This window comes from Rhodococcus sp. Z13, assembly GCF_025837095.1.
In the GTDB taxonomy this organism is placed as follows: Bacteria; Actinomycetota; Actinomycetes; order Mycobacteriales; family Mycobacteriaceae; genus Rhodococcus; species Rhodococcus sacchari.
Genome location: NZ_CP107551.1, coordinates 3553638 through 3567199, shown reverse-complemented (window position 1 = coordinate 3567199; position 13562 = coordinate 3553638). Strand labels below are relative to the sequence as shown.

The 13562-nt window shown below is 69.3% G+C and carries 16 protein-coding genes; 5 read left to right on the top strand and 11 right to left on the bottom strand.

Translation table 11 applies throughout. The annotated features are described in order from the left end of the window. The first annotated feature begins 17 nt into the window (after positions 1 to 17). A complete protein-coding gene (locus OED52_RS16345) occupies positions 18 to 1076 on the top strand; it encodes an NAD(P)-dependent alcohol dehydrogenase (protein WP_264151890.1) in 1059 nt (352 codons plus the stop codon). A 76-nt stretch (positions 1077 to 1152) separates the two neighbouring features. On the opposite strand, the gene OED52_RS16340 is transcribed toward OED52_RS16345, so the two are convergent. Together OED52_RS16340 and OED52_RS16335 are read right to left on the bottom strand one after the other, a co-directional pair. Further along, positions 1153 to 1935, bottom strand: coding sequence for a SigB/SigF/SigG family RNA polymerase sigma factor (locus tag OED52_RS16340; protein WP_264151889.1), 783 nt, complete (start codon positions 1933 to 1935; stop codon positions 1153 to 1155). Beyond that, positions 1932 to 2351 carry an ATP-binding protein gene (locus OED52_RS16335; RefSeq protein ID WP_264151888.1) on the bottom strand — a complete coding sequence of 140 codons (420 nt, stop codon included), beginning with the start codon at positions 2349 to 2351 and terminating at the stop codon, positions 1932 to 1934. The genes OED52_RS16340 and OED52_RS16335 overlap by 4 nt, the downstream gene beginning before the upstream one ends. Positions 2352 to 2724: 373 nt before the next feature. Between OED52_RS16335 and OED52_RS16330 the strand changes: the two genes are divergently transcribed. Both OED52_RS16330 and OED52_RS16325 read left to right on the top strand, forming a co-directional pair. Continuing rightward, positions 2725 to 3168, top strand: a complete 444-nt coding sequence (locus tag OED52_RS16330; protein ID WP_264151887.1) for an STAS domain-containing protein — start codon at positions 2725 to 2727, stop codon at positions 3166 to 3168. Between the two features lie 180 nt (positions 3169 to 3348). Beyond that, a complete protein-coding gene (locus tag OED52_RS16325; RefSeq protein WP_264151886.1) occupies positions 3349 to 3771 on the top strand; it encodes a hypothetical protein in 423 nt (140 codons plus the stop codon). A 73-nt stretch (positions 3772 to 3844) separates the two neighbouring features. Here OED52_RS16325 and OED52_RS16320 read toward each other — a convergent pair whose 3' ends face one another. From OED52_RS16320 to OED52_RS16310, 3 genes are all read right to left on the bottom strand, one after another. After that, positions 3845 to 5092 (bottom strand): glycosyltransferase, encoded by a 1248-nt coding sequence (locus tag OED52_RS16320; RefSeq protein WP_413247677.1) that lies wholly within the window; start codon positions 5090 to 5092, stop codon positions 3845 to 3847. Positions 5093 to 5153: 61 nt separating this feature from the next. Next, positions 5154 to 5510 (bottom strand): hypothetical protein, encoded by a 357-nt coding sequence (locus tag OED52_RS16315; protein WP_264151885.1) that lies wholly within the window; start codon positions 5508 to 5510, stop codon positions 5154 to 5156. A gap of 32 nt (positions 5511 to 5542) precedes the next feature. Further along, the gene (locus OED52_RS16310) at positions 5543 to 6214 is read right to left on the bottom strand and encodes a PAS and ANTAR domain-containing protein (RefSeq protein ID WP_264151884.1); all 672 of its coding nucleotides are present in this window, start codon (positions 6212 to 6214) and stop codon (positions 5543 to 5545) included. A 173-nt stretch (positions 6215 to 6387) separates the two neighbouring features. Between OED52_RS16310 and OED52_RS16305 the strand changes: the two genes are divergently transcribed. Further along, positions 6388 to 6585: a hypothetical protein gene (locus OED52_RS16305; RefSeq protein WP_264151883.1), complete on the top strand. Its 198-nt coding sequence runs from the start codon at positions 6388 to 6390 to the stop codon at positions 6583 to 6585. Here the strand turns inward: OED52_RS16305 and OED52_RS16300 are convergent. The 4 genes from OED52_RS16300 to OED52_RS16285 all read right to left on the bottom strand — a co-directional run bounded on the left by OED52_RS16300 (position 6542) and on the right by OED52_RS16285 (position 10591). After that, positions 6542 to 8044: an alpha,alpha-trehalose-phosphate synthase (UDP-forming) gene (locus tag OED52_RS16300; RefSeq protein WP_264154735.1), complete on the bottom strand. Its 1503-nt coding sequence runs from the start codon at positions 8042 to 8044 to the stop codon at positions 6542 to 6544. The two genes, OED52_RS16305 and OED52_RS16300, sit on opposite strands and share 44 nt — an antisense overlap. 138 nt (positions 8045 to 8182) lie before the next feature. Further along, positions 8183 to 8332 (bottom strand): hypothetical protein, encoded by a 150-nt coding sequence (locus OED52_RS16295; protein ID WP_264151882.1) that lies wholly within the window; start codon positions 8330 to 8332, stop codon positions 8183 to 8185. 68 nt (positions 8333 to 8400) lie between these two features. Next, on the bottom strand, positions 8401 to 8991 hold the full coding sequence (locus tag OED52_RS16290) for a type 1 glutamine amidotransferase domain-containing protein (RefSeq protein WP_264151881.1): 591 nt from the start codon (positions 8989 to 8991) through the stop codon (positions 8401 to 8403). Positions 8992 to 9067: 76 nt separating this feature from the next. Continuing rightward, entirely contained in the window at positions 9068 to 10591 is a 1524-nt protein-coding gene (locus tag OED52_RS16285; RefSeq protein ID WP_264151880.1) for an FAD-dependent oxidoreductase, read from the bottom strand. A 153-nt stretch (positions 10592 to 10744) separates the two neighbouring features. Here OED52_RS16285 and OED52_RS16280 point away from each other — a divergent pair, with 153 nt between their 5' ends. Next, positions 10745 to 11770 carry an alpha/beta hydrolase gene (locus OED52_RS16280; protein ID WP_264151879.1) on the top strand — a complete coding sequence of 342 codons (1026 nt, stop codon included), beginning with the start codon at positions 10745 to 10747 and terminating at the stop codon, positions 11768 to 11770. 6 nt (positions 11771 to 11776) lie between these two features. Here OED52_RS16280 and surE read toward each other — a convergent pair whose 3' ends face one another. Both surE and OED52_RS16270 read right to left on the bottom strand, forming a co-directional pair. Then, positions 11777 to 12571 (bottom strand): 5'/3'-nucleotidase SurE, encoded by a 795-nt coding sequence (surE, locus tag OED52_RS16275; RefSeq protein ID WP_264151878.1) that lies wholly within the window; start codon positions 12569 to 12571, stop codon positions 11777 to 11779. Then, positions 12568 to 13509, bottom strand: a complete 942-nt coding sequence (locus tag OED52_RS16270; RefSeq protein ID WP_264151877.1) for a PfkB family carbohydrate kinase — start codon at positions 13507 to 13509, stop codon at positions 12568 to 12570. Before OED52_RS16270 ends, surE begins: the two co-directional genes overlap by 4 nt. Positions 13510 to 13562: the final 53 nt, after the last annotated feature.

Here is a 13562-nt window from a genome sequence, read left to right as displayed (position 1 = left end):
AAGTAATGATGGAGGGTATGACGTCTTCCCCCGGTACGACCACGACCGCCGCCTACGCGGCGACGGCGCCCGACGCGCCGCTGACCAAGACCACGATCGAACGTCGCGCCCTCGGCCCCCGCGACGTGCTCATCGAGATCGAGTTCGCGGGCATCTGCCACTCCGACATCCACACCGCGCGCAACGAGTGGGGCGGCACGAAGTACCCCGTCGTCCCCGGACACGAGATCGTGGGCGTCGTCGCGGCGGTCGGCCCCGAGGTGACCCGGCACGTCGTCGGCGAGCGTGTGGGCGTCGGCTGCTTCGTGGACTCGTGCGGGGAGTGCGATCCCTGCCGGACCGGCTTCGAGCAGCACTGCACGCAACGCGTCGTCGCCACCTACAACTCGATCGACCGCGACGGCAACGTCACCCAGGGCGGGTACTCGCGGCACATCGTGGTCACCGAGCGTTTCGTCGTGAAGATCCCCGACGGTCTCGACCCGGCCGCGGCGGCCCCGCTGCTGTGCGCCGGCATCACCCTGTACTCGCCGCTGAAGCGGTGGAAGGCCGGGCCGGGCACGAAGGTCGCGATCATCGGCATGGGCGGGCTCGGGCACGTCGGCGTCAAGATCGCCGCGGCGCTCGGCGCCGAGGTCACCGTGCTCAGCCACTCGCTGTCGAAGAAGGAGGACGGCCTGCGCTTCGGGGCGGCGCACTACCACGCCACCACCGATCCGCAGATCTTCAAGGACCTGCGGGGCAGCTTCGACCTGATCCTCAACACGGTCTCGGTCAACCTCGACATGGACCGCTACCTGTCGCTGCTGAAGCTGCACGGTGTACTCGTCGAACTGGGCCTGCCCGAGAATCCGCTGTCGCTCCGTGCCTTCTCCCTCGGTCAGAACGACCGGGCGATCGCCGGGTCGAACGTCGGCGGGATCCCCGACACCCAGGAGATGCTCGACTTCTGCGCCGCCCACGGGATCGGCGCCGAGATCGAGCTGATCGACGCCGACGGGATCAACGAGGCCTACGACCGGGTGGTCGCGAGCGCCGTGCGCTACCGCTTCGTCATCGACGCGTCCACCTTCTGAGCGGCTCGACCGACACGGAGCGACGCCTGTGCCCGGACATCAGGCACCGGCGTCGTCGGGTCCGGAGGTGGTCGGTCTAGAAGTTCTCGCCCAGCTGTTCGCGCAGCTGCGCGAGGGTCTTGGTGAGTAGACGCGAGACGTGCATCTGCGACACCCCGACTCGCTCGGCGATCTGCGTCTGCGTCATGTTCCCGAAGAAACGCAGCAGCACGACCGTGCGTTCGCGGGCGGGCAGCGCCTCGAGCAGCGGACGCAGAGCCTCGTGGTTCTCCACCTCGTCGAGGGCCGCGTCGTACTCGCCGAGGGTGTCGGCCAGGGTCAGCCCGTCGTCGCCCGACGGGGACGACCGGTCCACCGACACCGTCTGATAGGCGTTGCCGGCCACGAGCCCCTGCAGGACCTCCTCCTGATCGATGCCGAGCACCTCGGCCAGTTCGGAGGCGGTGGGGGCGCGCCCGAGTTGCTGGGACAGCTCGGAGGTGGCCTTGCTCAGCGACAGGTGCAGTTCCTTCATGCGCCGCGGCACTCGCACGGCCCAGCCGGCGTCGCGGAAGTGCCGGCGCACCTCACCCATGATCGTGGGCACGGCGAACGACACGAAGTCCGATCCCCGCTCCGGGTCGAAGCGGTCCACGGCGTTCACCAACCCCAGCCGCGCCACCTGCAGCAGATCCTCGAACGCCTCACCGCGACCGTCGAATCGGCGCGCGATGTGCTCGGCCAGCGGCAGGCACCGCTCGACCACCTGGTCGCGGATGCGGATGCGTCCGGGGTCGCCCTCCGGAAGGGCGAGGAGGGTTCTCAGTGTCTCGGTGACGTCGGCGTACTCGTCGCTCGACCTGCCGGCATTGCGGGTCACCGATCGGCGCTGCTTTCCGCGATGGACATGTCGATCCGCGCAACCGAGTCCTCCGTCGTCACGGAGATGGATTCGGTCAGCGAGTTCAGCACGTACCAGCCGAAGGACCGCGGGGACCCGATGGACGACGCGTCCTCGGCGGGCGCAGACAGACTGATGTGCAGCAACGGATGTGCAGCCCGGAAAGCGCACTCGAGCATCGCGTCGTCGGGGGAGGCCATGATCAGCCGGGTGGCCGCTTCGTCGACGGCGAGCTTCACGTCCGCCACCGTGTCGAGGTCGAAGTCGTGCTGCAGGGCGATCGCGGCGGCTACCGCGCGGAGTACGGCGAGTTGGTCGGGGTGTGCCTGAACTCGGAGTTCGACTACCGGAGGGGTGTGGTCGCGTGCCGACTCGATCGACGCGGATTTGGCCATGAGGATTGTTTCTCCCGTAGGGGTGTGCGGTGCGAGCATGGTCGTGTCGGTGGGCTGTACGGTCGTTCGGCGGAGAGTACCCAGCCTGTGCGCGTTCAATCACCGGCCGACGCCAGCGCCGATGCTATACCGGATGTCCGGGCTGTACCGGATGTCGGATTCGCAGCTCCGCGTCTCCGCTCGTTCGACTGTCGGGGTCTTTACTCGTTCTCCTGTTGAGCACGGGTCGCTCGTGGACTACTGTTGAGGACAGGTTGAGCAGACAGCCGAGAACTGGAAGCGTTACCCGTTGCGGGAGGATTCCGGTGGGCTGTCGGATGTGCCTGTCGCTACTGGTCGCGTTTCCCGCAATGTCTCCATATTGGGAAGTGCCATGACAGTCTCTCAGCGAAAATCCGTATCTTCCGGCGCCCTGGTCGCCGAGTGGTCGGCTCGCCCCATCCGTTCGGATGCTCCCGCCGAGCAGGTGATCGGCGCCGAATTCGGCGCGCAGTGCATCGAACCCGATCTCGTGTGGGTGGGGGTGCGCGGCGAGATCGACATCCGCAACGCTCACTTCCTGCGCGACTTCGTATGTCGTCGGCTCCGGGAGTCGCGACGTCTCGTCCTGGACCTCACGGGAGTCGAATTCTTCGGCGCCGTCGGGCTGGCGGTCTTCGACGATCTCGACGAACACGCTCGCAGCACCGGTGCCCGATGGGTCCTGGTGAGCGGCCGGCCGGTACGGCGCCTGCTCCGGGTCGCCGACTCCGCCGTCGGCGCCCGCACCTACAGCGAGCTCGACAGTGCACTCGCATCGCTCCGGAGCGTGGCCTAGACGAGCGATCGCCCCGTCGTCAGTGGTGCGTGACCCGACCACACGGCGCGGGTGGACCTCCGGAACCGCGCCCTCCATGCCGTTGCCGTCCGAGAGAACTTGGGCGGCAACGGTTCTTCGTGTGCCCGTTTCACCGGTTCCCCGCAGGGGAACCCGCGGGGAGACCCGTAGGAGGCCGAGATGAGCACGAACGAATGGGTAGTGCTGGTGATCGTCGTAGTCGTCGTCCTGCTGCTGCTCGCGGCACTCGTGGCGGCGGTACGCAACCGGAACGCGAAGCGACGCCGCGAGGAGGCGGAACAGCTGCGTCGCAGCGTGGAGGAGAACAGGCCCGCGGTCGAACAACGCACCGCCGTGGCCGACCACACCGAAGCCGAGGCGCGCCGGGCCGCGGCGGAGGCGGAAGCGAAAGCGGCCGAGGCGGACCGCCTGCGGGCACGCTCCGAGCAGGAACGACGGTCCGCCGAACAGGCACGCGCCGAACTGGACGAACGCCGCCGTCGCGCAGAGGAACTCGACCCCCGCGCGGAGACCCGGGGACCGTCGGGGACGGACACCGACACCGAGCGGGGCGCAGGAGGCGCGCACCGCAACGATCGCTGACCCCGAACCGGTGACCGGCCCCTCGGCGAAGTCCGCCGAGGGGCCGATCCCTGCACTCACCGACCGAGAATTCTCACACGCCGATACGGGCGGTACGGTGGGCGGTTCGCCGCACCGGCACGCACCGCTCGTAGACCCGGACGGTGTCCTCCGCGATCCGATCCCACGTGTAACGGGCCATGACCCGGTCGCGGGCCGCGATCCCGAAGGTGGTGAGCATGGTCGCATCCGACAACAGGCGCCGCGCGGCACCGGCCACGGCCTCCGGGGACCGTGCGGGCACCAGCAGCCCCGTGGCGTCGTCGAGCACCGTGTCGAGCATGCTGCCCGTCGCGGAGGCGATCACGGGACGTCCGCACGACATCGCCTGGAGAGCGGTCGTGCCGGAGGGATCGTGCCAGGGTGTGCACACCACCGCGTCGGCGGACCGGAGCAGCACCGGCAGTTCGGCGGGGGAGACGTCGCGGCGGATGCGCACCCGGCCGTGGACCCCGCGAGCCCTGGCCAGCTTCGTCAGGCGGGACTTCTCCTGCTCGTCGGCACGCGCCGACAGCTCCGGCGACCGGCTCGCGGCGATCACCAGATCGGTGTCCGGGATCGCGGCGAGCGCCTCGATGACGGTGTCGAACCCCGAAGTCGGCTCGAGGGGCCCGGCGGTGACCAGCCGCTTGCGCTTCGGGCGGGGCGGATCGGTGGGATCGGTCGGGCGGAAGTGCTCGGCGTCCACACCGCACGGCACCACGGTGGTGCGGGTGCGGGGCAGACCCATCCGCGCCAGTTCGAAGATCTCGTCGGAGCTCGTGGCGACCATGCGGGTCGCGCCCCGGGCGACGAGACGTTCGATCCGGATGCGGTCGGTGCTCACCGTCTCCGGGTCGCCGTCGCCGCGCAGACGGTGCTCGACGGTGCCGAGGGAGTGGAAGGTCTGCACCGTGGGGAGCCCGAGCGACCGGGTGGCGAGCTGCGTGGCCACACCCGACAGCCAGAAGTGGGCGTGGGTGATGTCGGGACCGCGTTCACGCCATTCGCGTTCGAGGAACCCACCGAACTCGCCCATCGCAGAAGCTGTTTCGGAGGGGGAGAGCCGTTTGAGGGGGCCGGCGGGGACCTGCACGATCTCGTAACCGCGCGCGCTCCGGACCCGGTCCGGCCCGTCCTTGCTCTCCCGTCGGGTGTACACGACGACCTCGTGCCCGGCTCGCGTCAGCGCGGCCGACAGTTCCGCGAGATGGACGTGCATGCCCTGGGAGGGCACGTCGGAGCATGGGTTCTCGTACTCGGTGAGGTAATTCGCCTGCCCGGCGACCATCGCGATCTTCACGCGCGGTGCATTCCCCCCGAAGCCGACGAACAAACCTGCTCGGGAGCATCTCTCGTGAACATCAGATGACGGCGCGCGCCGAGATCATCGCATAGACGACCATCAGCACCAGCAACGCCCAGCCGGCACCCTGCCAGATGGGCCAGCGTCCACCCCGCCTCCAGGTGCGATAGGCGGTGAACAGCGCGCCGAGACCGCCCAGGAGGAAGATCAGTGCGGGACCGAAAACCAGGATCTGCCGCGCGGGATCGGTGCACACCGCGAACGCGGCGTCGCTGCAGTCCTGCCCCGAATTCGTCCCCCAGAGGACGGCACCGCCCATCACCAGGAGTGCCACCACGATCACGGCCAGCACGTACAGGCCGGCCTTCCGGGCTGTGCCCGGATCGTTCCAGCGTTTCTCCACGTCCTGCGTCATGGCACTCGAGTACCCCCTGCAGGAGGCGGCAATCAGCTCCTGCGGACCCGTTCGTGCAGCGTCATGAACAGATGGTCGAAGTGGCCGCGGTCGTGCAGAGCGATGCCGGGTGCCGAGGTGACCTCCAGGACGAGCCGTTCGGCCAGCGCGCGGAGCTTGACGTTGGTCTCCTGCGACCGCCACGCGAGCAGGTCGAAGGCCCGCTCGGCCGGGATCGTGAAGGCGAGCATGAGCGCGCCCTTGGCCTGCTCGATCACGGCCCGGGCCTCGGCCAGGTTCGCCATGGCCTCGTCCACGGCGGCGCGCACGTCCTCCTCGATGGCCTCCGACAGGTCCAGATAGAACCCGGAGGTGCCCAGGACGGTGCCGTCGGGGGCGAGGAGACGGTCGCCGATCACGGCGACGTGCTTGACGTTGCCGGCGGTGTCGACGATGCGGTGCCGGCTGCTGAACGGTGCTCCCGCGGAGCGGACCGAAGCGAGCAGTACCTCGACGTACGCCTTGTCGTCGGGATGCTTGTGGCGCAGGATCAGCTCGGTGGTCGGGGTGACGGTCCCGGGCTCGTAGCCGTGCAGCCGGGCGACGGAGTCGGACCACTCCCACCGGTCTTCGGCGATCAGGTACCGGAAGCTGCCGACGTGCGCGTATGCACCTTCGGTGATGATCGGGGCCAGAGCGTCGTCGGCGGGCGGTGAGTCCGTCATGGAACCGATTATGCGACACCGGTGGATGAACCATCGTGCCCGTATCGCACCGTGATGCCGGATTCGCGCGACATGTCCGCCCGAGGGTACTGGGTGCGTTTGTTCGGTTCGCGGCGGGGGTATCCGCAGCCGGTCCCGGACCTTCCCGGGACGCGAACGAAGCGAGGTGTCCCGTGCGACTGTTGACGCTGGTGGTGCTGATCTGGCTGGTCGTCGGAGCGGTGGCGGCCTGGCAACGTGGCTATTTCGGCGACTCCGAACAGAACTGCAGCACCCTCGCCACCGTGGCGGTCACGGTGGTCGCGGGTCCGCTCAACTACGCGGGGGTCAATCCGAAGATCGACTGCGAGGTGCCCCAGCCGAGCCGGTAGCCGCGCCGTTCACCCGTGCGCCGTTCATCCCCGGTCCGGCCGCCCCCGAGTTCGCTCGCAGGTCGTCGAGGAAGGTCCGCGACCAGCGGGCGACGTCGTGGGACAGCACGTGGTTGTGCATCGTCCGCATCCGCCGCTTCCGCTCCGCGGGATCCTCCCGCACGGCCTGTACGATCGCCTGCTTCACTCCCTCGAGGTCGTGCGGGTTGACGAGCAGTGCGCGGCGTAGTTCCGCTGCAGCACCGGCGAACTCGCTGAGGACCAGGGTTCCGCTGCCGTCGCCGTGGCAGGCGACGTACTCCTTGGCGACCAGATTCATGCCGTCCCGCAGCGGCGTGACGAGCATGACGTCGGCGCCGGTGTACATCGCGAGCAGTTCGTCGCGGTCGACGGAGGCGTGCAGATAGTGGACGACCGGTGAACCGATCCGGCCGAATTCGCCGTTGATACGCCCGACCTCGCGTTCGACCTGATCGCGCAGCCGGGCGTAGGCGGTCAGCCGTTCCCGGCTGGGCGTCGCCAGCTGCACCATGGTCACCTTCTCGGGATCGAGGGTGCCCTCGGTGAACAGTTCGCGCAGTGCCTCGAGCCGGATGTCGATGCCCTTGGTGTAGTCGAGTCGGTCCACGCCGAGCAGCATCACCTCGGGGTCGCCGAGTTCGGCGCGGATCTCCCTGGCACGCTTACGGATTCCCTCCTCCTGGGAGCGGTCGCGGAGCTGGGCCGAGTCGATGGAGATCGGATAGGCACCCACACGCACCGTTCGGTCGCCCATGTCGATGGTGCCGCCGGTGGCAGTTCCGCGCGGCGTAGGAAGTCCGAAGAGCCGGTTGGCCAGGTACAGGAAGTTCTGCGCACCGCCGGGCAGGTGGAAGCCCACCAGGTCGGCGCCGAGCAACCCCTCGACGATGGCCTTGCGCCAGGGCAGCTGGAGGAACAGCTCCGTCGGGGGGAAGGGGATGTGCAGGAAGAACCCGATCGTCACATCCGGGCGCAGTTCGCGCAGCATGCGGGGCACGAGCTGCAGCTGGTAGTCGTGGACCCACACGGTGGCGCCGGGCGCGGCCGCGCGGGCGGCGGCCTCGGCGAACCGCCGGTTCACCTGTTGGTAGGTGCGCCACCAACGACGATCGAAGGTGGGCGGCACCAGCGCGTCGTGGTAGAGCGGCCACAGCGTGTCGTTGGAGAACCCCTCGTAGTACTCCTGGACCTCCCGGGCCGACAGATCCACCGGATGCAGTGTGAGGCCGTCCTCGACGAACGGGTCGAGCTGCACGTCCGGGGTGCCGGGCCAGCCCACCCAGGCGCCGTGCGTGGTACGCAGCACGGTCTCCATCGCGGTGACCAGCCCGCCCGGGCTACGACGCCAGACGGGTTCGCCTCCATCCGGTGGCGTTTCGAGATCCACCGGTAGACGGTTGGCGACCACCACGAAATCGTCGGGGCTCGGTTCGTTCATCATCCCGCCTCCACGCTGTCCCGGGGACAGCGAATCCACCCACAATGTTCAAACCTACAACCATCTCCTTCTATCAAGAGGTGTAGGGCACCGCAAACCGGGTGACACGAACACGCCCTTCCACCAGGGGATTCGGCGTCAGGCCTCGGGACGCATCGGGACCGGTTCGGGTTCGGTGAACATCCGGTCGATGCGTTTCTTGATTTCCGCTGTGCTGAAACGCACCTCGGTCGACACCGGAGTCGAGACGGTGACGGTGGACCCGGAGACAGGGCTCCTGTCGAGCATGACGGTTCCTTTCGAAACGAACCGCGAGAACAGCGGTCACGCGGGGAGAAGAGGGATGCGGCACGCTTTCAGCCGGCGCGCCGGGAGGCGAACACCTCGATCAAGACGTCGCAGAAGGCGGGCAGGTCGTCGGGATTGCGGCTCGACACGAGATTCCCGTCGACGACCACCTCCTGGTCGACGACGGTGCCTCCGGCGTTGCGGATGTCGGTGCGGACGCTCGGATAGGACGTCAGGGTGCGGTCACGCACGACGTCGGCCTCGACGAGCGTCCACGGGCCGTGACAGATCACGCCCACGGGACGCCCGGAGGTCACGAAGTCGCGCACGAAACCGACTGCCTGTCCGTCCTGCCGGAGCTGGTCGGGATTGGTGGTACCGCCGGGGAGCACGAGGCCGTCGAAGTCGTCGGGGGACACCTCGGAGACCACCCCGTCGACGGCGTATCGGCCGGCCTCGTTCACGTCCTGCTTCATCGCCTGGATCTCACCGGCTTCGAGCGAGATCAGACGGACGGTGGCGCCTTCCTGTTCGAGAGCGCGGCGCGGTTCGACGAGTTCGACCTCTTCGACGCCGTTCGTCGCGAGGATGGCGACGGTCAGTCCGGTGAGCCGGGAGTCGTCCGCACCGGCGAGCCGGTCGTCGTCCGCAGAGTTCATGATCGTGTGGATCCTTTCGTGCCTGGTGTCGTTGATACCCCGGTGCCCGGAGCCCCAAACAGGGGAGTGCTCCGACTCAGCGGGGCGAGAGGTCGCTCGTGGCCGGTCCTTCGAGGAGCGTGCCGTCCGCGTCGAAGCGGGAACCGTGCAGCGGGCAGTCCCAGGACGCCTCGGCGTCGTTCCACCGCAGGATGCCGCCGAGATGGGGGCATACAGCGCTCACGCGGCGGGTGTGCCCGTCGACGGTGGAGATTCCCAGGGGAAGCCCGCACCCTCGTACGACTTTCCCTTCGCCTTCACCGGGCCGGGCGCCGGTGGAGGTTTCGGCCTCCCACCAGCCGCGGGCCAGGTGCAGGGCCACCGTCGTGTTGAGGCGCAGGGCCGTGGGTGCGCCGCTCAGCAGTTCGGTGCGCCACGCCGCGAACGCCGGCGCCCAGGACTCGACCTCGGGATCGGTGGCGTCCCCGAACCGTGAGGCGAGGATCAGTGCGGCGGCGACACCCCCGGTCATGCCCCACTTGCCGAAGCCCGTCGCGACCTGGATGCGGTCGGTGCCGGGGAGTACCGGCCCCACCTCGGGCAGGGCGTCGATATCGCTGTAGTCCTGGGCCGACCACCGGTACACCTCCCGGGCGCCGGGAAAGGTCTTCTGACTCCATCGCAGCAGGTCGTCGTAGGCGGAGCGCGTCGAGTCGTGCCGGCCCACGACGTGTCCGTTGCCGCCGACGAGCAGCAGCCGGTCGGTCGAGGCCGGCGTCCCGGCGGCCGACGCGGTGCGCAGCGAGCGGGTGGGGCTGTCCACGGACAGGAACATCCCCTCCGGCGGCCCGCCGGGCACCTCCACGGCCAGCGAGTAGGACCGTTCGGGTTCCAGCCGCGCGAAGAAGGCGCCGCGGTCCAGGATCGGGACACCGGTCGCGAGGACCACCCGGTGGGCGCGCAGGTCGCCCTGGTCGGTGTGCAGGAGGCAGGAGGGGTCGCCGCTGCTGACGGAGCGCACGCGCCGGCCGGTGAAGACCTCGCCGCCCGCGGCCCGGAACTCGCCCACCACGGTGTGCAGAAGCGGCATCGGGTCGAGCTGGACCTGGCCGGGTATCCGCACCGCCGCCGCGACCGGATAGGGGAGGGGCAGGTCGGTCACCCGCTCTGCGGGCAGGCCCGAGGCCCGGCAGTGGTGGTACTCGGCGTCGACGGAACCGACGTTCGCCGGGTCCTGGGCGTAGGTGTAGGCGTCGGCGGTCTCGAAGTCCACCCCGTGCCGCGTGCAGAAGTCGACGATCCAGCGCTGGGCCGCGAGGGTCCCGTCGACGTAACCCTGCCGGATCACCTCGGAGTGGCGGCGGCCGATCCGCGACAGTCGCGTGCCCTGCAGGACACTGACCTTGCCGGTGGTGTTCCCGGTGGTCACGGCGCCGATGTCGCGGGCCTCCACCAGCGCGACCCGCAGACCGCGCCGGGCCAGCAGCAGGGCCGTGACGGTGCCGGAGATCCCGGCGCCGACCACGGCCGTATCGTAGTGCTCCCGGCGGTCCGTCCAGTCGTCGAGGGATGCCGCGCGTAGGGCGCGCCCGCGCCACAGGGACGTCGTTTCGGGAGTCATGGCCGGGGATTACCTCCCCGGCCGGCGGGGTAAACGGGGGCCGTTCGTCCCTCGCGCCGGGTTTGGGACCTCCGTCGAGGGGTAGACCGCAGTACCGCACCGTATGACAGGTGGCGGGGTTCGAAGCTTTTCGTAGTGCTCCAGGAGGAAGCCGTGCCGTCTTCGAGAATCGAATCGGGGGAGGCCGTGGGCGTGTGCCGCACCCATCGCGGTGGCAGCGTCCGCTCGCGTGTCGTGCGTGGTGCCGTCCGGACGCTGGCCAGGCCGGTGATCGGCGCCTGGATGGCGCGGCCCGATCTGGCGTGGCCCCTCACCCTCGTCGACGACGCGGCGTCCCTGCTCCCGAAACCGCCCGGAGCCCAGTACGTCGACGTCGACCTCGGCAGCTGTCGCGCCGAATGGATCCGTGCCGAAGGCCGTTCCACGCGCCGCGCCGTGCTCTATCTGCACGGGGGCGCGTTTCTCATGTGCGGGTTGAACACCCATCGTTCCCTGGCGGTGGCATTGTCGGATCACGCCGACGGACCCGTCCTCAGCGTCGACTACCGGATGCTGCCGAAGGCTCCCATCGCGCACGCCGTCGACGACGCCGTGCGCGGCTACGAATGGTTGTGCGACAAGGGATATCGCGGTGACGAGATCGTGATCGCGGGAGATTCCGCCGGGGGATATCTCGCCTTCATGACCGCCCTGGCCATCGCCGAGTCCGACCTGCCGCGACCCGCCGGGATCGTCGCGCTGTCGCCGCTGATCGACCTCGATGCACGGCGCCGCGCCGAATTCGACGTGCAGGCTTCGTGTCCCATGTTCCCGGGAGCGGCCGTGCAGTCGCTCGTGCGCTACATCGAGGGCACCCACACCCTTCTCACGGTGGACGGCGAACCCGGACCGCTGCTGTGCCCGCTCGACAACGACCTGAGTGTCCTGCCGCCCGTGATGATCCACGCCGGGCACGACGAATTGCTGCGCAGCGACGCCGAATCCATGTCGGATGCCGTGCGTGAGGCAGGTGTCCCGTGCGAACTGCACCTGTGGCGCCACCAGGTTCACGCCTTCCCCATCTTCGCCGGATCGGTTCCCGAGAGCCGTCGCGCCATCGCGGAGTCCGGTCGCTTCGTCCGCGCGGTGACGGAACCCTGGCCGCGGCGAGCGGTCCCGCGGCTGGAGGCGGTGGCCTGACCCCGCTCAGGCCTCCCGGTCGGCGGCGCGCTCGAATTCGAGTCCGCCCAAATCGGATCCGGCCACCTCGAAGGGCATCGTCAGGATCGTCGCCGTGGCCCAGCCTCGGCACACGAGCACCGCGTCGCTGTCCCGGGATTCGTCGAGTTCGACGGTCCGGAAGGTGACGGGCACAGCCCGGCCGATGTCGCCGTCGCGTTCGATCTCGCCGATCTCGGCCTGCACCGCACCGAATTCGGCGAGCGGGGCGCCGCGCAGACCGCGGAGCTCGTGCGGCGGGATGTCGGGGATGTTGACGTTGAGCACCGTGCCGGGTTCTCCGTGGTCGAGGGCCCATGCCACCGCGCGTCGCGCCACCGTCTCGGCGGTCTCCCACTGGGACGGAGCGGTACCGTTGAGCGACAGCGCTGCCGCGCGGGCGCCGTGACTCGCCGCGGTGAGCGCCGCACCGACCGTACCCGAGTGCAGGATCGCGTGACCGGTGTTGGGGCCCAGGTTGATTCCCGACAACACGATATCGGGTACCTCGCCGAATGCGCCGTAGGAGGCGAGGAAGGTGATCAGTGCGGGGGAGGCTTCCACCGCGTAGGACTCGATCCCGTCGAGACCGTCGAGGGGGCGTCGTGACAACAGCAGCCGCCCGTTGTCCTCGAGCGCCGTCAGCGACGCACTCGCACCGCTGCGTTCGACATGGGGCGCCGCGACCGTCACCTCGAGACCGGCGTCCACCGCGATGCGGGCCAGCAGCGCGAGGCCGGGGCTGTCGATCCCGTCGTCGTTGACGATCAGTGCTCTGCTCATCGCTTCCCCTTCACTCGCCGGACCTTCACGTTCTCGGCCATCTTCTCGACGGCGGAGCGGTGCCCCGTCGCCAGACCACGGCGGGTGACGTTCACCGCGCCGGCTGCCGCTCCCCTCCGCAGGGCGGTCTCGAACGACTCGCCCGCCGCGTGGGCGGTCGCCAGGCCCGCGGTCATCGAGTCCCCGGCTCCGTGGTGGTCGACGATTTGGACCGGAGGACACTCGACCTCCCAGAGCACACCGTCGTCCCAGGCGATGGCGGGATCCCCGGCGCGGGAGATCACGACCTTCTCGGCTCCCGCCTCGTGGAGTTTCTTCATGGCTTCGACGAGGGCCTCGAGGTCGTCGGACTCGGCGCGTCCGTCCTCGATGAGATCCTCGTGGCTGACCTTCAGGATGCCGACTCCGCCCTCGAGCGCGGCCCCGAGGGTGGGGCCGGACAGGTCGGCGACGACCGGGATGCCCAGCGCGCCGAGGTCGGAACACAGTCGGGTGTAGACGTCGGGGGAGACCGCCTCGTCGTAGTGCGGCCCGCCCAGCATCGCGACCTTCGAGCACATCGCGGACGCCAGCGAGGCGCTGAAGAGGTCGTCGGTCTCGTGGCGGGTGAGCGGCGGTGGCGGGATCTCCACGATCTCCTTGCGTTCGCCCTCACGACGATCGTGGATGTACGAGCCGTTCGCCGACGCGGTCTCGACGAGATGCACCGTCAGTCCCTCCCGGCCGATCAGATCGACGAGGACCGACCCCGACTCGCCGCCGAAGGGGCCGCACAGGTGCACATCCATGCCGAGGGTGCTCGCCATACGGCCGATCCAGAAACCCTGACCTCCGGGGTGCACGTGCAGTTCGGTGCTGCCGTCCGGGGCGGCTTCCAGGGTCACGGTGAGCAGGGTCGAGGGCGCGAACACGAACCCGTAGGGCTTCTGTTCCTCCATTGGCCCCGAATACCCCCCGACACGGCCCGTGACACGGGGCGGTGAGGCGCGCC

What these genes read in the sequence shown, in the direction of transcription:
- OED52_RS16345 (WP_264151890.1), top strand. Translation starts at nt 18, where the DNA reads ATGACGTCTTCCCCCGGTACGACCACGACCGCCGCCTACGCGGCGACG.
- OED52_RS16335 (WP_264151888.1), bottom strand. Translation starts at nt 2,351, where the DNA reads ATGGCCAAATCCGCGTCGATCGAGTCGGCACGCGACCACACCCCTCCG.
- OED52_RS16330 (WP_264151887.1), top strand. Translation starts at nt 2,725, where the DNA reads ATGACAGTCTCTCAGCGAAAATCCGTATCTTCCGGCGCCCTGGTCGCC.
- OED52_RS16325 (WP_264151886.1), top strand. Translation starts at nt 3,349, where the DNA reads ATGAGCACGAACGAATGGGTAGTGCTGGTGATCGTCGTAGTCGTCGTC.
- OED52_RS16315 (WP_264151885.1), bottom strand. Translation starts at nt 5,510, where the DNA reads ATGACGCAGGACGTGGAGAAACGCTGGAACGATCCGGGCACAGCCCGG.
- OED52_RS16310 (WP_264151884.1), bottom strand. Translation starts at nt 6,214, where the DNA reads ATGACGGACTCACCGCCCGCCGACGACGCTCTGGCCCCGATCATCACC.
- OED52_RS16300 (WP_264154735.1), bottom strand. Translation starts at nt 8,044, where the DNA reads ATGAACGAACCGAGCCCCGACGATTTCGTGGTGGTCGCCAACCGTCTA.
- OED52_RS16295 (WP_264151882.1), bottom strand. Translation starts at nt 8,332, where the DNA reads ATGCTCGACAGGAGCCCTGTCTCCGGGTCCACCGTCACCGTCTCGACT.
- OED52_RS16290 (WP_264151881.1), bottom strand. Translation starts at nt 8,991, where the DNA reads ATGAACTCTGCGGACGACGACCGGCTCGCCGGTGCGGACGACTCCCGG.
- OED52_RS16285 (WP_264151880.1), bottom strand. Translation starts at nt 10,591, where the DNA reads ATGACTCCCGAAACGACGTCCCTGTGGCGCGGGCGCGCCCTACGCGCG.
- surE (WP_264151878.1), bottom strand. Translation starts at nt 12,571, where the DNA reads ATGAGCAGAGCACTGATCGTCAACGACGACGGGATCGACAGCCCCGGC.
- OED52_RS16270 (WP_264151877.1), bottom strand. Translation starts at nt 13,509, where the DNA reads ATGGAGGAACAGAAGCCCTACGGGTTCGTGTTCGCGCCCTCGACCCTG.